General features: G+C 40.8%; 18 protein-coding genes. 6 read left to right on the top strand and 12 right to left on the bottom strand.

Translation table 11 applies throughout. The features are described 5' to 3' along the window. The first annotated feature begins 45 nt into the window (after positions 1-45). The gene (locus tag EHR07_RS04475) at positions 46-1,047 is read left to right on the top strand and encodes a M23 family metallopeptidase (RefSeq protein WP_135743973.1); all 1,002 of its coding nucleotides are present in this window, start codon (positions 46-48) and stop codon (positions 1,045-1,047) included. Positions 1,048-1,120: 73 nt separating this feature from the next. Here the strand turns inward: EHR07_RS04475 and EHR07_RS04470 are convergent, their stop codons facing one another. Then, on the bottom strand, positions 1,121-1,567 hold the full coding sequence (locus EHR07_RS04470; RefSeq protein ID WP_135743972.1) for a DoxX family protein: 447 nt from the start codon (positions 1,565-1,567) through the stop codon (positions 1,121-1,123). A gap of 137 nt (positions 1,568-1,704) precedes the next feature. On the opposite strand from EHR07_RS04470, the gene EHR07_RS04465 reads away from it, so the two are divergent. Together EHR07_RS04465 and EHR07_RS04460 are read left to right on the top strand one after the other, a co-directional pair. Continuing rightward, complete coding sequence (locus tag EHR07_RS04465) at positions 1,705-2,631, top strand: prolipoprotein diacylglyceryl transferase (protein ID WP_135743971.1); 927 nt, start codon at positions 1,705-1,707, stop codon at positions 2,629-2,631. Then, entirely contained in the window at positions 2,628-3,458 is an 831-nt protein-coding gene (locus EHR07_RS04460; RefSeq protein WP_135743970.1) for a crotonase/enoyl-CoA hydratase family protein, read from the top strand. Before EHR07_RS04465 ends, EHR07_RS04460 begins: the two co-directional genes overlap by 4 nt. Here EHR07_RS04460 and EHR07_RS19060 read toward each other — a convergent pair whose 3' ends face one another. Further along, positions 3,459-3,614: a hypothetical protein gene (locus EHR07_RS19060; protein WP_167483349.1), complete on the bottom strand. Its 156-nt coding sequence runs from the start codon at positions 3,612-3,614 to the stop codon at positions 3,459-3,461. 79 nt (positions 3,615-3,693) lie between these two features. Here EHR07_RS19060 and EHR07_RS04455 point away from each other — a divergent pair, with 79 nt between their 5' ends. Both EHR07_RS04455 and EHR07_RS04450 read left to right on the top strand, forming a co-directional pair. Further along, the gene (locus EHR07_RS04455) at positions 3,694-4,545 is read left to right on the top strand and encodes a tetratricopeptide repeat protein (RefSeq protein ID WP_135743969.1); all 852 of its coding nucleotides are present in this window, start codon (positions 3,694-3,696) and stop codon (positions 4,543-4,545) included. Further along, complete coding sequence (locus EHR07_RS04450) at positions 4,530-6,356, top strand: AAA domain-containing protein (RefSeq protein ID WP_135743968.1); 1,827 nt, start codon at positions 4,530-4,532, stop codon at positions 6,354-6,356. Before EHR07_RS04455 ends, EHR07_RS04450 begins: the two co-directional genes overlap by 16 nt. Positions 6,357-6,436: 80 nt before the next feature. Here EHR07_RS04450 and EHR07_RS04445 read toward each other — a convergent pair whose 3' ends face one another. Beyond that, positions 6,437-7,090, bottom strand: coding sequence for an adenylate/guanylate cyclase domain-containing protein (locus EHR07_RS04445; RefSeq protein ID WP_135743967.1), 654 nt, complete (start codon positions 7,088-7,090; stop codon positions 6,437-6,439). Positions 7,091-7,122: 32 nt separating this feature from the next. Beyond that, positions 7,123-7,716, bottom strand: coding sequence for a TetR/AcrR family transcriptional regulator (locus EHR07_RS04440; RefSeq protein ID WP_135743966.1), 594 nt, complete (start codon positions 7,714-7,716; stop codon positions 7,123-7,125). A gap of 192 nt (positions 7,717-7,908) precedes the next feature. On the opposite strand from EHR07_RS04440, the gene EHR07_RS04435 reads away from it, so the two are divergent. Continuing rightward, positions 7,909-8,298 (top strand): DoxX family protein, encoded by a 390-nt coding sequence (locus tag EHR07_RS04435; protein WP_135743965.1) that lies wholly within the window; start codon positions 7,909-7,911, stop codon positions 8,296-8,298. Between the two features lie 97 nt (positions 8,299-8,395). Here the strand turns inward: EHR07_RS04435 and EHR07_RS04430 are convergent, their stop codons facing one another. From EHR07_RS04430 to EHR07_RS04395, 8 genes are all read right to left on the bottom strand, one after another. Further along, a complete protein-coding gene (locus EHR07_RS04430) occupies positions 8,396-8,911 on the bottom strand; it encodes an Lsa16 family lipoprotein adhesin (protein ID WP_135743964.1) in 516 nt (171 codons plus the stop codon). Between the two features lie 10 nt (positions 8,912-8,921). Beyond that, positions 8,922-10,172 (bottom strand): hypothetical protein, encoded by a 1,251-nt coding sequence (locus tag EHR07_RS04425; RefSeq protein ID WP_135743963.1) that lies wholly within the window; start codon positions 10,170-10,172, stop codon positions 8,922-8,924. Positions 10,173-10,180: 8 nt separating this feature from the next. Continuing rightward, a complete protein-coding gene (locus EHR07_RS04420) occupies positions 10,181-10,768 on the bottom strand; it encodes a c-type cytochrome (protein WP_135743962.1) in 588 nt (195 codons plus the stop codon). Next, complete coding sequence (locus EHR07_RS04415; RefSeq protein ID WP_135743961.1) at positions 10,765-11,331, bottom strand: DUF3341 domain-containing protein; 567 nt, start codon at positions 11,329-11,331, stop codon at positions 10,765-10,767. Before EHR07_RS04415 ends, EHR07_RS04420 begins: the two co-directional genes overlap by 4 nt. Before the next feature lies 1 nt (position 11,332). Continuing rightward, entirely contained in the window at positions 11,333-12,706 is a 1,374-nt protein-coding gene (gene nrfD, locus EHR07_RS04410) for an NrfD/PsrC family molybdoenzyme membrane anchor subunit (protein ID WP_135743960.1), read from the bottom strand. 20 nt (positions 12,707-12,726) lie between these two features. Further along, positions 12,727-15,855: a TAT-variant-translocated molybdopterin oxidoreductase gene (locus EHR07_RS04405; protein WP_208739714.1), complete on the bottom strand. Its 3,129-nt coding sequence runs from the start codon at positions 15,853-15,855 to the stop codon at positions 12,727-12,729. A 24-nt stretch (positions 15,856-15,879) separates the two neighbouring features. Next, complete coding sequence (locus EHR07_RS04400; RefSeq protein ID WP_135570135.1) at positions 15,880-16,392, bottom strand: cytochrome c3 family protein; 513 nt, start codon at positions 16,390-16,392, stop codon at positions 15,880-15,882. A 262-nt stretch (positions 16,393-16,654) separates the two neighbouring features. Next, positions 16,655-18,655, bottom strand: coding sequence for a methyl-accepting chemotaxis protein (locus tag EHR07_RS04395; protein WP_135743958.1), 2,001 nt, complete (start codon positions 18,653-18,655; stop codon positions 16,655-16,657). Positions 18,656-18,722: the final 67 nt, after the last annotated feature.

The following is an 18,722-nucleotide window of genomic DNA, read 5'->3' as shown; positions in this document are numbered from 1 at the left end:
TGAAAAATGGCATGGGCAAGGAAAAAATTGGCTGAATAACGAACATTGGCAGAAACTTACGTCACAACCGCCTATGAAAGGCTTCAAATTGCAAACTTACGATGGAGAAAACGCCTCCAGAAGTGGATTTCCCGTAGCAGGGAAAAAGTAAGTTTTGTCCTCATCCCCAATGATGAAAAACCTTTGGCTCAGATTGAAATTTCCGTGGGAATGCTTGGGTTTTTATTCGGACTTTCCCTATCTCTGGTCCTTCTTTCCTTTGGACTTCTTTTTTATTTTTCTTTTCTCTTTGACCGGGACCTCTCTTTGGAGAAAAAAACAGAAACCCAGTTAGTATCTTTTTTGTTTTATGACCTACTTTCTCAGGACTTGCGAGACTCCGTGGAGGAACTCGAGTCCACTACCGAATCACTCAATTTACTTGCTTGGGAAGAAATCCCAGAAAAAGAAATGATCACCCAAGACTATCTCTTAAAAGAAGAGTTTCGTAAAGATGCAAGTGAACTCGATTCCAATCTTTTGTTATTTCAACAAGTGGTTACCACCTACACTCAGTTTGGTGTCAGACTCGGAAACCTAGTTCCCAATTTTCAAAATGCCATTGATTATCTTTCGATGAGAGAAAGTATTTTTTATTCGATGCCAAGGGGACGACCACTTAGACCCGGTATCGGTGTTGTGACTTCTACCTTTGGATACCGCAGTGATCCTTTTGGAATTTTACCTGTAGGAGAATACCATTCGGGAATTGACTTTGCCGCCGGTGAAGGAACACCGATTTATGCTACAGGCCCTGGAATCATCGCTGTGGATACGGCTGTGGGAGGCCTCGGAAAATCGGTAAGAATCAACCATGAAAACGGATTTTTTACTCTTTATGGCCACTGTTCTCTCATTTTAGTGAATCCAGGAGACCGAGTCAAACGGGGAGATAAAATTGCCCTTGTGGGCCAAACAGGAAAAGCGACAGGAGCTCACGTTCATTATGAAGTGCGGATTGGGCTTGATGCTCCACTTGATCCGGAAGAATACATTAACTTAGATTAAAGATTGGTTCGAACCCTTGTTTGATTGTATTTCAGGGACAAAGGCCGAACCAGTTCGAATATAAATTCTTTATTTAAAATTTTCCGATTAAATTAAAATCAATAGAATACACACCAGCTCCACCCACAACAAGTGCAATAAGAAGTCCAGTGGCTAAGATATGAAATTCATACCCTTCCCCTTTTTGGTTTCCATTCCAGTTGATAAAAAATCCGTTATGTCTATGAGCAAGTACAGCAGCACCAATCATAATGATGGCAATCGATGCGGCAGCAAACTTAGTTAAAAATCCCACAAGAAGTAAAACAGGGCCAAAGGATTCACCAAGGATGATAAGAACTGCCAAGATTCCAGGAAACTTCATTTGTCCTGTAAAGAATCCGTAAGTTCCTTTGAAACCGTAACCACCAAACCAACCTAGTAGTTTTTGGGCACCATGCGGGAAAATCACAACAAAAGCTGTGATGCGTAGGATGAGGGGAATGATGTCCCCGGAAGTAGAAAATAGGATATCGAACATTTGGTTCTCCTTATATCAATACTAGGTAGTTTAATATTGAACTATCTAGGGTCAAGTTAATTTTTTACCAAATTTCCAGGTTTCCTGAGTTCGAAATTCTCCTTTCCCCTTTAAGCCTAAATTTTACCCTTTCCCCTATGTTAGATCGAATTCCGATTCCGAATCCCTTTGGCTGGGAAGGTTTGTCAACTTTCAGCCTCCTTATGATGTTAGCCTTTCTTGTTGGTTCCTACCTTCTGCCAAAGGAGCTAGAACGAAAGAAATTGGATCCGAGCCACTCGGATTGGTTGATTTTTCTTGGGATTTTAGGTACCCTAGTGGGTGCCAAAATTTTCTTTATCTTCGAAATTTGGGACCAAGTGTTTATTGATGTTCCTGGATATGATGGAAAGTATTCTTACCCACTCACTCATTGGAACGGATTTCCTGGACACCCTGGACTTTGGTCCTCTCTTTTTAGCGGCGGTGGGCTTGTATTCTTTGGAGGATTACTTTTTGGATGGCTTTTCATCACTCTCTACTTCCGACACCACAAACTAGACATCGGTGCTTATTACGATGCGGTCATCCCTGCAATTAGCATGGGTTATGCGATCGGTAGACTAGGTTGTTTTGTCAGTGGAGACGGATGTTATGGTTTTGCCACTGATGCTCGGATTCCTTTTTTTGTTTTTGATTTCCACGGTGCCCATCCTTCTGGTGTTCCCGTATGGAACACTCCTGTGATGGAATCAATCATGGCATTTGGATATTTTGCCTATTTCCAATTTTGGGCCAGATACCAAAACTTTCGTAAATGGAGTATTGGTGCTCAGTTTCTTATCATCCACGGATTTGCAAGACTCATCATCGAGTTTTTACGTGTGAACAAAGCGGTGATTCCTTTTATTGATCCTCCAACTCTTGTGAACATTCCGGATGCGAATGGAAACCCTACTTTCCTCACAGGTTATTACTGGCATGGATTTTCACAGTCCCAATATATCTCCATTGCTCTTATCCTCTTTGGTGTGTATCTGATGTTTTCCAAAAAACTTTGGTTAAAGGAAGAAAAAAAAGCATGAACCCTTCTCCATTTTTTGAAATAGAAAAAAGAAAAAACGTAGCCATTCTTTGGTTAAATCGTCCCGAAAAAAGAAATGCTATGAATTGGCCTTTCTGGCGAGACCTTCCCGATATGGTGGATCAAATCAATGCAGACCCACAAATTCATTGTTTTGTGATCGCAGCCAAAGGAAAATCTTTCTCCACAGGTCTTGATTTAGAAGAATTTTTCCAAGAATTCAAACCTGTGGTGCAAGGAGAACTTGCAGATGGTAGGGAAAAACTCTACCAACTTATTCTCACGATGCAAAAAGGAATCAATGCGGTTTACAATTCTAAAAAACCATCCATTGCCCTGGTTCAAAAACATTGTATTGGCGGGGGACTTGATTTGGTATCTGCTTGTGACATTCGTTATGCGACAAAGGATGCAAGTTTCTCATTACGTGAATCCAAAGTTGCCATTGTCGCTGACATGGGTTCACTGCAAAGGCTCCCCCATCTGATTGGAAATGCACATACAAGAGAACTTGCCCTAACAGGAAAAGACATCAGTGCTGATGAAGCTTTACAAATGGGACTTGTGACAAAAGTCACCGAAGACTTTGATACTTTACTGCAAGCCGGATTAACCACTGCGGAAGAAATCGCAGAAAACCCGACGATTGTCATCCGTGGAGTCAAACAAGTATTAAATCATGGAATAGGAAAGACCATTGAAGAAGGTTTAGACTATGTCGCAGTTTGGAATGCAAGTATGCTCGATTCCAAGGACTTCCGTTCGGCCATTGGAGGGTTCATGGAAAGAAAACGACCTGTTTTCAATCCAGAAACCCGGGTAGACTGATTAACAATAAATGTCGAGTAACCTTTCGCTTTTTGCCGCAGGGCCTACTTTCTCTTCCACGGCCAACTTCATCAGTTTTTCGGTGAGTTGGTTTTGTGCCTGGAAAATTTCCTTCGGCAAATTGACGATCGAGTTAATAGGTGTAGATGGAACCATAAAGGACCTCCTTTTACAATCTTTACTCCCTATTCTACACATCGACCAATCCAAGATTTCCTGAAGTAAAAAACCTTAGATGAGTTCTTTTTTTTCCCTAATCCGCGAAGCCAAACTCCTGGAAGAGGAAAAGGAATTTACTCGTGCTTTTAATGTTTATGCAGAGAGTGAATCCCATACAAAAAACGAATCGGCACTCATCAAAATCAAAGCTAAAAAAGCCTGGTGTTTGTATGCGGTGGGTAATCCCAGAGAAACGGAATCTCTTTTTCAAGATATCATACAAAACTATCCCTCTCATCCCTTAAGTATCACCGTATATTCTCGTTATCTAATCAAATTAAAGAAATTCAAATCAGCAAAAGTTTTACTTCAAAAGAGTATCCTTCAGTTTCCATCCTATTTAGAAAACTACCTCCTCCTTGCTTCTCTCTTAAAAGATATGGAGAGGTCTGAAGAAGCGATTGAAGTTTTAAAAAAGGCACTTTCCCAAGAACACTTAAGTAACGGCCGTGGGATTGACAGAAAAGACATTTGGGCCGAACTTGGATCCCTTTATTTTTCACGTGGTGATTTTAATTCGGCTCTTGCTTCTTTAAAAAAATCTTTGAAAATGGTGGAACCAGAAGAGTTCCTTCATTATGATTTACTTGCTTTGTGTTATTTGGAAGCAGAAGATCCTGAAAATGCACTTCTTTCGATAAGAACTCATATACAATTTTGTAAGGAAATAGATCCTGAGACACTCATCATTTTAGCAAGAGCCCATTGCCGATTAGGAAAATTAGAAGATGCTGCCAACAATCTCATCCAAGCTTATTCCATTGAAGATTCTTTATACTTAAAAGCTACTGACTTTATTGATTTTGCACCACTACTTAGAAATGGTTTTTTTACAACCTTGGAGAACATTGAATGGGAAGAACCATAAAACAAGAGTTTGGTTCACTAGAAGAAGAAATTCTAAACGTAAAATCAATTTTGGTAAAAGAACGTGAATTTGAACGTTCTTTGTTTTTAGAAAAAGGGGAACAATCGAAAGCCATTCAAGCCGCAGAACTGGAAGATCTAAAATTTGTAGTCGGAAATACTTGGAGGGCGGAATTCAAAATTTCACCATCAACAAAAGCAAAGGAGTGGTTAAAACCGGGAATTCCTGTGCTTCTAAAAGGAAATTCCGAATCCATTTTTGGGAATATCTACAAAACAACTGATACCCAATTAACAGTCCAGATACGTGGGGATTACGAGTGGGAAGATAGTGAGTTTCAAATTTCAAAGTGGTTCCAAGAATCCACATATGATTTATATAATGAAATCATATCCAAAGTATTAGAAGATAAAGATGACCTATCCCATAAAAAGTTAAAATGGATTTTAGGATTTGGACTCGGTGAGAAACCCAATCCTCCCAAACAAGGACTAACGGCAACTCCTCTCGAACGAATTTTTCAAATCGCAGATTATGGAATGATTTTTGGTCCACCTGGAACAGGAAAGACCACCTTACTCATGCAAGCTGTTGAAATCATCAAATCAAAAAATGAGTCAGTATTAACACTTTGTCCTACAAACTTCGCATGTGATTATATTGTAGAACTTGCTTTAAAAAAAGGAATTCGTGTGATCCGGTTGGGTAACTCTACCAAAATCAAAGAAGAAGTCCTGCCCCATCATATCGACCACCTCATCCAAGAACATCCTGACCAAAAACAAATCCACAACTGGCAAACCGAACTGAAAGCCATTCAAAAAAAAGCAAACTCCTGGAAACGAAATTTTGGCAAAGAGGAAAGGGAAGAAAGAAAGGCCCTCAAAAAAGAAGCAAAATTTTTACTTTCCACAATCAGAGAAGCAGAATCAAACATCCGAACGAAATTACTAGACAATGCTGAACTCATCGTATCTACATTTTCTGGATTTGGGAATGAATTAAAAAAAGGTCGAGAGTTTGATTATGTGTTTGTGGACGAAGCCACTCAAAGTTTAGATCCTGGATGTTACCTTGGTATATATGTTGGAAAAAAAACGTTTTTCTTTGGTGATCCAAAACAACTAGGAGCCAGTTTCTCCCACCCAGACCATGGGTCCTTACATAGTTTTTTGGAAAAGGCAGTGGCTTTTGATTCGGGAGAGCGGGTGATCTTTTTAGAAAAACAATTCCGAATGAAACCTGAAATTCTTGGGTTTCCCAACAAAACCTACTATGAAAGTAAAATTTTAACCCATCCCGATGCAAAATGGAACAACAATCTGGATATCTCGCATGTATTTGGAAATAATCCACCAATCCTTTGGATTGATACGGCAGGTAGTGATTCAGAGGAAGAAACTGAAGGAGAAGAACCGAGTTTTTTTAATCATACGGAAATCCAACTGATAGAAACTTTGTTTCGGTTAGGAATTCCCAAAGAACAAACAACTGTCATATCACCTTACAGAGGACAGGTGGAAAAATTAATCAACGTATCGTCAGGCAGATGGTTTACTCAAACCATTGATTCCTTCCAAGGAAGAGAGTCGGAGATTGTGATCTTAAGTTTGGTAAGATCCAATAGTGACGGAGAGATTGGGTTTTTATTAAATCCAAAACGTTTGAATGTGGCTTTAACCCGTGCAAAATCTCACTTAATTCTCATTGGTGACTCAGGAACCCTCTGCCAAACTAAAGAATTCCAAGACCTCTATTCTTATATTGAATCTGAGGGTGAAATTCGTTCGATTTATGAATTTATGGAATAAAGTTTTTTTTAAAAAAATAAATTCTTTGGATTACTATTTATTTTATTTAAAAAAATCCTTTGTTTGTTTTCTCTTTTAATTTATAATACTACCCATTTTGGTTCCTCTAAAGTGTAAACCAATCGAAAGGCACCATCAGAACCTGGTGGGATTTCAGTAATAGGTTCAAAATCAAAGTCAGAGGTTTCGTCCGCATTTTCTTTCACCGCATTTGTGACTAAAATCTCCCAAGCTTTGGCAGTATCTTCACCTAACTTGGATGCTGCGTTCACTTCCGCTCCAAAAACATCTGTATCACCAATTTTTAGAATTTTGCCAAACCCAAGACCTACACAAAGTAAAATTTGTTCTTCAGCCACCCTGCCCTCATTATAACGTTTGCATGCCTTTTGCATTTGGATGGCACATTGGATTGCCTTATTGGTATTACGAAAAAGAACCATTAAACTATCTCCTTCGTCTTTCATCAGAATTCCATCAAACTCATCGAGAACAGGAATGAGAATTCTTTGTGATTCATAAATGGTTTGTAAAAAATGAATGATTCCAAATTTGGCAACCCCACGAGAAAAACCGGAAAGGTCAGTAAACATCACACACCAGGTTTCTCCAAAGAGATCCCAAATTCGTTTATCGATAATTTCTTGGTTGGAACCTGGGCTCAAACGTTCTTCTAATAGTTTTTCTAATCGTTCTTCGGAAGCGGAAGTGGCAATGGTGCGTTTTTGACCCATGGATGCGAGTATAAGCTTTTTTTTTTCGAATGTCAATGACATTGGCTTAGTAAATGATCTCGAAAAGAAAGATACAAAGAATCATAAACACTTCGATCATTCATTACTTTTCCCATAGCAAAGGTTGCTTCCTGAAAAGTGACAATAAACTCTGCAAGTTTCATTGTGTCTGTTTTTGCTTTTAATATCTTTTTCTTTTTTGCTATGTCCAAGTAAGTTTTTGTATTTTGAATCCAGTGGGACAAAAGACCCTTTGCTTTCTTTTGGAATTCAGGATCAATTGCAGACATTTCTTGGCCCAAGTTATTGAGAGGACAACCGCGAGATACAAATTCATCCGGCCATTCCTCAAATGTTTTTTTAAATGTTTGGATGATTCCTTCCACAGGATTCTCAAAAGATTCCAATGGAACAATCCAACGATCCATAATTCCTTTGGATAAAAAATCATCGATGATGGCATAACCCACATGGTTTTTGGTCGGGAAATGATAAAAAAAAGCACCAATGGTTAGATTTGCTTTTTGTGCAATTTCACGAACGCCGACCCCCTGAAATCCATTTTGGTAAATCAGAACAAATGCAGATTCAATGATTAGTTTGCGAGTTTCCTCTTGTTTTCCCATTTCTCACTTGGTTCCTCGTGCTCCAAAAACTGCAGCAGCTTCCGAAGAGAACATTAATTTGGGTTCAAATCCAAACATGGAGTGCATACTCAAGATTCCTTCTCTTACAATTTATATTGAATATAAATTCTATTGACAACATATCACTTGATATGTTTTTTTGACCAGACCGATTTTTTAGAAGGTGATTTTATGAACGAAATAAACCAATCCCCAACCTACCTATGGGTGGGACGGATTCTCAGCGGACTTGTGATTGCTTTTTTACTTTTTGATGCAGGTGGAAAATTAGCAAAAATTGAACCAGTCCTAAAAAGTATGGAGGAACTTGGTCTTCCCACTTCGAGCGCAGCGACCATAGGAATCCTTCTTCTTGTCATCACAGTGATGTATGCCATTCCACAAACGGCAACGCTCGGAGCACTCCTACTCACCGGATATTTAGGCGGTGCAGTTGCTATCCACTTACGTGTAGGTAATCCCCTTTGGACTCACACTTTATTTCCTGTTTATGTGGGAATTTTTCTTTGGGTGGGACTAATCTTACGAAATCCAAAAGTAAAAGAACTCTTTTGGTTTTGATCTATGCATAAAAAAAGACCCTTGGTTTCCCTTGGGTCTTTTTTAAAAAAGTTGGTTTAGTGGAAACATTTCCACCAAACCAATCTTAGTAAAATTTTTAGTTTTGTTTTAACATGTTTTTGTTTGTGTAAGGAACTTCTTCCAAACCTTTTGTCAGGTCAGAAAGAGGGATCTTGTCTTTCGGAAGATCTTTTAAGCTACCATACTCATATCCACGAGGATAGTGTTCTTTGTCTGTTGGGCTGTAAAATGGGTTGTACTCTTTTACTAGGCCTTTGGAATATCTCCAAACACTGACTTCTGGATCTTGGCTTACTACAAAACAACGAGGACTCATATAACCTTCGTTTTTTGCCGTTTGCACTTTTACAAAATACTTTGGTGCCCAAACGTTATGGTTACGAGCATCAAATACTTTCACTACTGTTCCTGCAGGAACAAATTCCACCACTTTCGAGTTAGAATCAGCTTCCGAGTATAAAGGAACTGTAAAATCCAAACTTGCTTTGTTTGTTTTGGCATCACAATTTTTATGCCAAGTGACTTCCGCATTTTTGGAACAAGCTGTGAAACTTGCTCCCGCAATCATGAGTAATACAATTTTGTTTTTCAATTCCGTTCTCCTATTGGTGGTGGTGGAGACACTCATCTAAACGAGGATCCCCAACCGGAACTAAGCTGTGTTTTTCCAACTTTTTGAAGACAAAGAATCCGAAGATCCCTACCACACCCACTGTTCCGCCGAATGCTAATACAAAGTGTAAGATAGAAAACTTTTCGAAATTTGCAGGGAAAACCAACCAGAAGAGTTCAAAGAACTGAGTGACTAGAATCCATGCTGCTAATTTCCAAAGGAAATCAATGTCTCTTTTGTTAGGACGATTGAGAAGAAGAAGGAATGGAATCACGAACTTCACAAAAGGAAGTGCGAGAGTTGTATATCCCCAACCACCAGTCATACGCATTTCATAAAAGAATGTTTCTTCTGGGATGTTTGCATACCAAATGAGCATAAATTGAGAGAACCCCACATAAGCCCAAAAAGTAGTCATACCCAAGAGGAATTTTGCAATGTCATGGTAATGGTTTTCATTCACTGCTTCGCCGAGGTATCCGTTTTTCTTCAAAATTGCGATTACAATTAAGTAAGATGCAAGGGAAGTTTGGAAAGCACCTGCAAATGCATACACACCAAACATAGTAGAGAACCAATGCGGAGTGAGTGACATGAGAAGGTCAAATGCCATAAAACACCAAGAAAGTGCAAAGAAGAGAATAAATCCCCCAGAGATCTTTGCCAAAGTTTTAGTTGTATCCACAACCTTATCTTTGTCCTGGCCTACTGACTTTCCATGAAAGATATATGCAAATACAGTCCAAACCCCAATGAAAAGCACACATCGAATGATGAAAGCTGTTGGGTTTAGGTAACCTGATTTGTGGTGGATGAGGTGGTCGTTTTCACGAACTGTCGCATCTGCCCATTCATAAAGGTCATGCATTCCAAAAATCACACCCACAAGTAAAAGCCCTGCAATTGGTGTGAAAAGCCCGTAAGTTTCAAAAAGTCGTCGAACCGTGACAGACCAATGAGAACCAGTTAGGTGTTGGATTGCTGTAAAAAAGATACCTGTGATGGCAAGACCCACAACAAAATAAGTTCCAATGAGTAAAACATGGTAACCTAAATTTGTATGATGGAAATGACCAGCTTCGTCCATATGACGAGATGTTTCATGACCAAATCCGAGGAAAGCGATGAGAAAACTCACCACTCCCACTCCGATCATAGCAATGAGGGCATTACGAAGAGTAACTGGCAGTTGGAACTGCAGTAATTTTTCGTCTAGTTTCGCTGCTTTTGTAGAGCTCATAATTTCCCCTAGTTCGCCTTTTTATTTTGAACTTCATATTCTTGAAGTTTGCGGATGTAAGCAATGAGCTTCCATCTGTCTTCTGGTTCGATTTGGTAAGCATAACTTCCCATAAGTCCACGACCCATAGTGATGATATGATAGATTTGTCCATCAGACCAACCTTTGATTTTATCAGAAACAACAGAAGGAGGTGATTGTTGAAACCTAGGTGCAGGTCCAACGACCGTTCCATTCCCAAGACCCCTTACCCCGTGGCAAGGTGTGCAGTAGGTTTGGTAACGTTTTTCACCAATCATTAAATCACCTAAGTTTGCTTTGGCGATTGGATTTTTTAATCCTTTGTCTGCCCCTGGAAGTGTATCAGGAGTTGCTTCTGCTGCATAAGGATATGGAAAATATCCTACAGGGATTGCACCTTTCGGTGGAATCCGAGAAGCAGATCCATTGGTGGCAAAAGAATCAGCTTCTTGTGACTCACGCGCAGGAGAATCATACATACTAGGAAAGTATTCATAAACGGGAGTTTTGTAATCGCAATTCACGAGAACGAGGAGTCCCGCAAGTGCTAAAACTCGAAAGATGTTTTGTTTCATTTTTGGTTCTCCGGTTTTACCACGGTTACTTCCGATCCACCAAGGCCTTTTACGAAAGAAACAACTTCTGATTCGTTATAACCTTTTGCAGATTTTGGAATCCAAAGTCCGAATCTGTGAGATGTCAAATCCGGGTGAAGGATTCGTCGGGTCGCTTTGGGAATACCGCTTAAAAAACATAGTGTCGCAACAGTGTAAATCCCTGCAGAAAATACTGTTAATTCAAAGATGATTGGCACATAAGCAAACCATGCGTTGAGTGATTTTCCAGAGATATTGAGAGGCCAGTCATAGGCATGAGTGAGATACTGAAAAAGAATCCCAATCGTGCATCCAAAAATCCCTGCAAAGAAAGTGATCCAAGGAAGTCCTGATCTTGGAGTTCCCATCGCTTCATCGATCCCGTGAACAGGATAAGGAAGGATACAATCAAATCCTTTGTAGTCTTTTTCTTTGGCTTTTTCAGCCGCATGCATGATTGCTTCTGGAGTCTCGAATATTCCGAGAACTCCTTCATCCATTTCTTTGTATTTGTGAAACTGTTCTAATTTTGGAAGATACATACTAGTGGTGTGCTCCTTCTTTCTGTGGCATCACTGTTTTTACTTCTGCAATTGCAATCACTGGCATAATTCGGCACCAGAGAAGGAAGAGAGTAAAGAAGATACCGAAAGTTCCGATTAACATTGCGTAGTCGAAAAGTGTCGGTGTATACATGGCCCAGCTGGATGGTAAAAAGTCTCGGTTGAGAGTCATCATGATCACAAAACGTTCGAACCACATACCTACGTTTACCACAAGGGAAGCCACAAACATCACAGGGATGTTGTAACGAAGCTTGCGGAACCAGAATACCTGCGGTGACAATACGTTACAAGAAATCATGATAAAGTATGCCCAACCATAAGGACCGAAGGCTCTGTTCCAGAATGCGAACACTTCGTATTCATTTCCAGAATACCAAGCGATAAAAAATTCTGTTCCGTAAGCAAGACCTACGATAAGACCAGTTACCATCATGATTTTATTCATGTTGTCCAAGTGTTTCATCGTGATGTAGTTTTTGAGATTGAATACTTCACGAGCAATGACCATCAGTGTTACCACCATCGCAAATCCGGAGAAAATCGCACCGGCAACAAAGTATGGAGGGAAGATGGTCGTGTGCCAACCTGGAAGGATGGAAACAGCGAAGTCGAAGGATACAATGGTGTGAACCGAAAGAACGAGTGGAGTGGAAAGAGCTGCGAGAATCATGGAAACGATTTCCAAATGAGACCAAGCTCTTGCCGAACCCACCCAACCAAAAGCAAGAACGTTGTATAAGTTCTTTCTCCAAGTTTCTGTGGCACGGTCCCGAAGGGTCGCAAGGTCAGGAATGAGTCCTAAATACCAGAACACCATAGAGATGGAAAGGTAAGTTGATACCGCAAACGTATCCCAGATGAGTGGGGAACGGAAGTTCACCCAAAGTGGACCTCTTTCGTTTGGATAAGGAAACAACCAAAATCCGAGCCAAGGACGACCTACGTGAAGGATGAGGTTCGATGCCGCAACAAGTACGGCAAAGATGGTCATCGCTTCTGCAGCACGGTTAATCCCTGTTCTCCAACCTTGACGGAAGAGAAATAGAACCGCAGAAATCAATGTTCCTGCGTGTCCGATACCGATCCAAAATACGAAGTTGACTACGAAAAATCCCCAACCTACCGGGTTATTGATCCCGAGTAAGTAAAGACCTTCATAAAACAAATAACCGATGATGGCTACGTCGATCAGGGTGATCGTAAGAACCAAAAGGAAGGTATTCCACCAAAGTTTGGTAGGGAAATCTTCGTTTGGTTTTGCGATATCAACGGTTACATCTTTAAGCGACTTCCCGCCTGTTACCAGGTCGGGGATATCTAATTTATCTCGAACTGCTTGTGCTAATGACATTCCCTTTGTGTTCTCCCCTGTTAAACGTCGTTTCGAACGCGAGTCATATAGCTGACAGCAGGTCCGATGTTTAGGTATTCCAGAAGTTTGTAAGACCTAGGGTCTTTCAAGAGCTTCGCTACTTTTGATTCAGGATCATTTACGTTACCGAACACAATCGAATTAGAAGAACATGTTTGTTCACATGCTGCTTTTACTTCTCCATCTCGTAATGTTCTTCCTTCGTTTTTCGCTGCGATTTTTTTCTCAGCTACTCGAGAAGCACAGAAGTTACATTTTTCCATAACCCCACGAGAACGAACGGTAACATCTGGGTTAAGGCCTAAGTTTCTTGGAGGGCGAGCCTTAAATGTAGGTGTTGCTTCCCCGAGAAGGTTGTGTTCTGTCCAATGTTCTAACCAGTTAAAACGACGCACTTTGTAAGGGCAGTTGTTGGAGCAGTAACGAGTTCCCACACAACGGTTGTAAACCATATCGTTGGTTCCTTCCGAACTGTGAACCGTCGCAGCTACTGGACAAACTGTTTCACAAGGAGCGTTATCACAATGTTGGCACATCAGTGGTTGGTGCGCAATTTCGAGTGATTCTGGTTTTTCAGGATCACCGATGTAGTAACGGTCAATACGAAGCCAATGCATCTCACGACCCATTCTCACTTCGTCACGTCCTACCATTGGCACGTTGTTTTCAATATTACATGCAACTACGCAAGCACCGCAACCAGAACAAGAAGTAAGATCCACTGCCATTCCCCATTTGTATCCTGGGTATGAAAATTGGCTTCCTGGTTGGTCAGAAGGAGCGTTCGCTCCTTGAGCTCTTTGTAGTTTTCCATCGATTAGGATTTTTGGAATCTCTGGTTCAGGAATTCCTGCACCAGGATTTTTTGCATAATCTTGGAGTTTTGCGGAAATGATAAGAGGTCTTTCTTTCCATTCCACACCCATCATCACACCAGGACTCATCATATGATGGTCTTGTGTGGTAGCGAGTTTGTATTTCTTTCCTGTAGGAGAAAGAGTGATGGAAAGTCCAGAATAAACGAGAGATCCGTTTACTTCTGTTGCAAGAAGGTTTGCGTTTTTCCCTACTCCGTTTCCAATCTCACCCACATTTGTTCTTCCGTAACCAAGAGCAATTCCCACTGCTTCTGGATGGAGGCCTGGTTGGACAAGAGCCGGAAGTTCAAATGATTTACCGCCAACAGTGACTGTGACTACATCATTTAACTTAATTCCCGACGAACGAGAGTATTGTGGGCTAATCGCAACATAATTGTCCCAAGTTACTTTAGATACTGGATCTGGAAGTTCTTGGAGTTGCGAGTTGTTTGCTCTTTCGCCAGAACCGAGAGCGGTGCTTTCGTAAAGAGAAACTGTTAAACCTGACTTGGAAGGTGTTAGAGGAGCGATGGTTCCGCGGAACGAACGTCCAGATTTGTCAGCTTTTGGATTTCCAGAAACTAACACACCTTTTCTGAGTAAGTCTTCCCAGTTAGTTTTTTTAGAGTATTTTGTTTTGAGGTATTCGTAGAGAGACTCGGAACCGAGTAACTTTCCACCTGCCCAAGTGATGAGCATGTCTTCAAACGCTTTGGATTGGAAGATCGGTCGGATGGTAGGTTGTTGTACGGATACAATTCCTGCTACCGATTCATTATCACCCCAAGACTCAAGGAAGTGTGACACTGGAGCAAGCCAGTTCGAAGCAAGAGCAGTTTCATCCACTCGGTCAGAAACTTGTACTACTTGTGCTGCTTCATGAAGGAGTTTTTTCCACTCATCTCCGTTTGGCGCTTGGTAGACTGGGTTCACACCGAAAAGAATGACCACACCGGCCTTTCTTTCTTTTAAGTCTTTTGCGAGAGTTTTTAAGTTCTCTGCGTAATTAGTTCGGCCTTCTTTTAAAGGATTTCCCGCATCGATGGTTTTTCCATCGTTACCGAGCATGCTGTTGAGCATATTCACTGCGATTTGTAAATCAACAGCGTCTTCCGTAAGAGCATTCGAACCACCAGCAACAACAAGTGATTCTCCCTTCGCAGAAGCAAGAGCCTTCGCTGTACGTAAAACCACTTCTTTAGAAATTCCTAGTTCCGCTGCAGTAGATTCTACATTGATTCCGGAAACTCCTGTGGCTCCACCCACTCCCAAATCAGAAAGAGCTTTTGCAATCACAAGAGCAAACTTTCTTTGGTCACCTGGTTTTAGTGGCACTCTTTGGTCCGCGTTGGAACCCGTCATAGACGGATGTGTTTCTGCCGCAATGAAAGCATTGAAGGACTTAACATTTTTGTTTTGTAAGTCTCTTCTTTTTGAAAAGTCATTGTGGTAGTTGGTGTTGTTTAAAAAATCACTGTCGATGGAAAGGATGACTTTTGCTTTGTCAAAATGGTAGTTTGGTAAAACTGCCTTTCCGTAAGATTTTTCTTGAGCAATGGTGATCGCATCATCAGAAGAAGCAAATGCTACTTCGATGTGTTTTCCACCACCTACTGACTTTAAGAATTCAGAAATAAATTCAGAAGTGGCAGGAGAAGTAAGAGGTTTTGTGACAACAATGGTTTTACCTTTGTTAGCATTTAGTTTCTCTTTTACATCTTTGTCTAAAACAAACCAGTCGCTAGACTTAGCAGTTCCATTCACCACTTGTTGTGGTTCTTTGGCACGGTCTGCATCATAAAGATCAAAAATAGAAGCTTGTCCAGAAGCACAAAGCGCACCTTCCGAAATAGGATGGTTTGGATTTCCTTCGAGTTTCAAAGGTCGTCCGTCTTTTGCTTTGACTAAGATACCACAACCAACTGAACAACCACCACAAACAGAAGCATAGTGGTAGGAATGTCCATGTTTTACGAAGTCATATTGTTCTACTTCGTTATTATCTGGGTTCTTAATGGTGAGGTTCACATAAGGAACAATTTTTTCAGCAGGTTTTTGGATACAACCAACAGTTGTCATCACAACCGAGGCACCCATAAACTTTAAGAAAGTTTTTCTATCAAAATCACCCTTTTTGATTTTTGCAATCAGGGGATCTGGAGATTTATAGAACTCTTGCTTTTGCAATTCACGTTCGCGAGAAGTTCCGCGAAGTTCATAAGACTGCCAAAGCGATTTTTTTTCTTTTTGGAAACTATCGTCTTTCATCATAAATTATTACTTGTCTCCCGATTATCTGTGGCACGTAGAACAATCGTTAGGGGCATTGTTCTCTCTATGGCAATCGACACAAAATCCCATATTGAGGGACTTGGACTGTCTAACCTTTACCATCTCTGCCATGTTACCGTGGCATGTGGAACAATCAACACCACGTTGTACGTGTCGTGAATGGTTAAAGTATACGAAGTCTGGTTGGTCATGGACCTTTATCCAGGATACTGGCGTATTGCTATCGTATTGTTCTTTTAGCCATTTAACATGCTCTTGGTTGCCCGCTACGTTACCTGCTCCATGGCAGTTCATACAAGTGGAACTTGGGGGAACTGTGGCATGGGCCGAATTCTCAACACCAGTATGGCAATACTTACAGTCGATTTTGTTATCGCCAGCATGTATCTTATGGTTGAAGGGAATGGGCTGGTCGGGTGAATAGCCCACATAACGGCTAGGTGAAAAAATCAAATATGCTAGTGCTGCAATTGCAACGATAGGCACAGAGATCTTGAGTATTTTTATATTCATTCGCAGATTTCCTGAATCCGTTTACACTGTCTTCTGACAAGGAAAGGTAAAATCAGAAAAAAAGCAAGTATGTAAGGGTTTTGGATGCGAAAAAACATGAAAAGAGACATAATAAGAAATTTTTCATGAACTTTTCTTATTGAAACCGAGTCTCAATTAATCGACCACTACCAACAAACATCTGTTATTTTATGTCATTTCTCGGAAAGAACCTTCTCCGGGTGGCTTAGACTGACGAAAGTCCTATCTAGCGCCCTGTTCCTTAGTTTTTTGCAATCGTAAACCGCTTTGTGATCGTACGTAGGGTTTCTGCGGCAAGAGATAATTTTTGCGAAGAGGATGCCACCTGGTCGGATCCTGTGGCGATGTGCATGGTTTCATTATTGATTCCAATCACAGACTGAGAAATTTGTTCAATGGCTCGTTTTTGTTCCTCAATGGCACCGCGTATTGATTCCGACTCTCTTCCCACCTCATTGGAACGTTCATCGACTTCTCGGTTATAGTTCAATTGTGCCTTTGTCGCATCCGAAAGTCGTTTCATGACACTTTCCACTTCGGCAATGTCTCGGATGATAAGGTTGAGTAGTTCCACCGAAGAGCGAATTCCCTTGGCCCCCTCTTCCAACTCTTTGCTATTTTTTCCAATCATTTCTTCGATGGCCTGGATGGAATGGGCCGTTTTGTCAGAAAGTTTGGAAATCTCCTCGGCCACAATGGCAAACCCACGACCCGCCTCTCCGGCTCTCGCCGCTTCAATGGCGGCATTCAGCGCTAGTAAACTAGTCTGGTCCGAAATTTCGTCGATGATCCCAATCACTTCTTTCATTTCTTTAGAAGATTCCAAAATGACATTAATCATATCCTTCATTTGGTTTAGGGACTCACCTCCTAGTTTGGCTTGTTTGGTAATGTTTTCTGTATTGGCTAGGGCTGCCTTTGTATCTTTTTCAATTTGAATCGCACCTTGGGAGAGCTCTAAAATCTTTTCATTAAATTCAATGATATTGTTATGTTGTTTGGAAGTAGATGTTGCGGTTGTCTCCATACTGGCAGCCACTTCTTCTGTGGTAGCTGAAATTTCTTCGGCCGAAGCGGCAGTACCTTGTGCCATATCGGAAAAACTAGATGAGGAATCACGTAATCCTTCGGCAGAAGATGCGATCTCTTCTGCGACCGTTTGGATTTCTCCGAGGGAATTTCGGATGCTTTTCACAAACCCATCCAAAGCAAGATTCATTCTGCCAATCTCATCCTGATTAGTGAAATGGAATGACTCTGTTAAATCTCCCTTGGCCATTTTATCTAAAATGACAACTGAGTTTTCTAATGGCAATAGTCGTTTTTTTAGAAACCGAAATACTCCAAACACCACAAGAGCTGTAATCAAAAACACAACCAGTACAGCAAATAAAGCCACTTGGATGAATCCTGAATTCATATCAGATTTAGGAAGAACCACCCCGATAATAGTATTCCATTCTTCCAATCGTTTGATGAGAAAGGCAAAGTCCTTTCCGTTTTCCGTATATTCGAAATAAGCTCCGTCTTTGGCTTCTAAAATGGGGCGACCTTCGGGAATTTTACTTAGGTCTAATTTTAGAATTTTAGATTTATCAGGACCTGCAAATACAACACCTTTGGTAGTTATGGCAGTGATGTATCCATTGGCACCTACATGGATCCCATCTCCCATTCGTTTTGAAACTTGTTCTAAGTTTAAAGCAATCCAAAGAATTCCAATGATGGTTCCATTGTCTTCGATGGGAAAAGAAACAAGGCTCACCGGTAAACCTGTGATAGGTGACTCTTGCACAGAGCCAATCAGAAACTGTTTTTTAAGTGCCACAACCACATGGTCTCCGGTTTTGGATTCTTCCAATTGGTATCCAACCGACTGAGGAATTCCTGCGGCAAAAATCTTAGCGTTTTGGATGGGTGGAGAAAGGAAAATATTTTCATATTCGCCATTTGCCTCTCGCATAATACCTACAAGAAGATCTGTGGCAAATTTAGATTTTCCCGATTGGAAGGAATCTTTGATTTCTTTTTGTTTGGAAAGAATGCCAGCGATACGAATTTGTGATTTATAATAATTGGAAAGTTCGGCACCAGCACTTTTGCCTGCGTTTTCCATTTCACCTCGGTAGACTTTGAGAAGAAGTCCCCAATTCAAATACAAAATGAGAGCGGATACAACCGTTGATAAAACTAAAATGGAAAGAAATGTATAAAGGCCGAGAATGTATTTTAAACTCTTCATATATCCTGTATGTGACGTGCGATGGTAAAATTATACCGAAGGAAAGGCAAGCAGGATTGAAATAAAT

Source organism: Leptospira bandrabouensis (genome assembly GCF_004770905.1).
In the GTDB taxonomy this organism is placed as follows: domain Bacteria; phylum Spirochaetota; class Leptospiria; order Leptospirales; family Leptospiraceae; genus Leptospira_A; species Leptospira_A bandrabouensis.
This window is presented reverse-complemented; position numbering and strand designations above follow the sequence as displayed.

What these genes read in the sequence shown, in the direction of transcription:
- nrfD (WP_135743960.1), bottom strand. Translation starts at nt 12,706, where the DNA reads ATGTCATTAGCACAAGCAGTTCGAGATAAATTAGATATCCCCGACCTG.
- EHR07_RS04450 (WP_135743968.1), top strand. Translation starts at nt 4,530, where the DNA reads ATGGGAAGAACCATAAAACAAGAGTTTGGTTCACTAGAAGAAGAAATT.
- EHR07_RS04425 (WP_135743963.1), bottom strand. Translation starts at nt 10,172, where the DNA reads ATGAGCTCTACAAAAGCAGCGAAACTAGACGAAAAATTACTGCAGTTC.
- EHR07_RS04455 (WP_135743969.1), top strand. Translation starts at nt 3,694, where the DNA reads ATGAGTTCTTTTTTTTCCCTAATCCGCGAAGCCAAACTCCTGGAAGAG.
- EHR07_RS04440 (WP_135743966.1), bottom strand. Translation starts at nt 7,716, where the DNA reads ATGGGAAAACAAGAGGAAACTCGCAAACTAATCATTGAATCTGCATTT.
- EHR07_RS19060 (WP_167483349.1), bottom strand. Translation starts at nt 3,614, where the DNA reads ATGGTTCCATCTACACCTATTAACTCGATCGTCAATTTGCCGAAGGAA.
- EHR07_RS04465 (WP_135743971.1), top strand. Translation starts at nt 1,705, where the DNA reads ATGTTAGATCGAATTCCGATTCCGAATCCCTTTGGCTGGGAAGGTTTG.
- EHR07_RS04420 (WP_135743962.1), bottom strand. Translation starts at nt 10,768, where the DNA reads ATGAAACAAAACATCTTTCGAGTTTTAGCACTTGCGGGACTCCTCGTT.
- EHR07_RS04460 (WP_135743970.1), top strand. Translation starts at nt 2,628, where the DNA reads ATGAACCCTTCTCCATTTTTTGAAATAGAAAAAAGAAAAAACGTAGCC.
- EHR07_RS04415 (WP_135743961.1), bottom strand. Translation starts at nt 11,331, where the DNA reads ATGTATCTTCCAAAATTAGAACAGTTTCACAAATACAAAGAAATGGAT.
- EHR07_RS04405 (WP_208739714.1), bottom strand. Translation starts at nt 15,855, where the DNA reads ATGAAAGACGATAGTTTCCAAAAAGAAAAAAAATCGCTTTGGCAGTCT.
- EHR07_RS04400 (WP_135570135.1), bottom strand. Translation starts at nt 16,392, where the DNA reads ATGAATATAAAAATACTCAAGATCTCTGTGCCTATCGTTGCAATTGCA.
- EHR07_RS04470 (WP_135743972.1), bottom strand. Translation starts at nt 1,567, where the DNA reads ATGTTCGATATCCTATTTTCTACTTCCGGGGACATCATTCCCCTCATC.
- EHR07_RS04395 (WP_135743958.1), bottom strand. Translation starts at nt 18,655, where the DNA reads ATGAAGAGTTTAAAATACATTCTCGGCCTTTATACATTTCTTTCCATT.
- EHR07_RS04445 (WP_135743967.1), bottom strand. Translation starts at nt 7,090, where the DNA reads ATGGGTCAAAAACGCACCATTGCCACTTCCGCTTCCGAAGAACGATTA.
- EHR07_RS04435 (WP_135743965.1), top strand. Translation starts at nt 7,909, where the DNA reads ATGAACGAAATAAACCAATCCCCAACCTACCTATGGGTGGGACGGATT.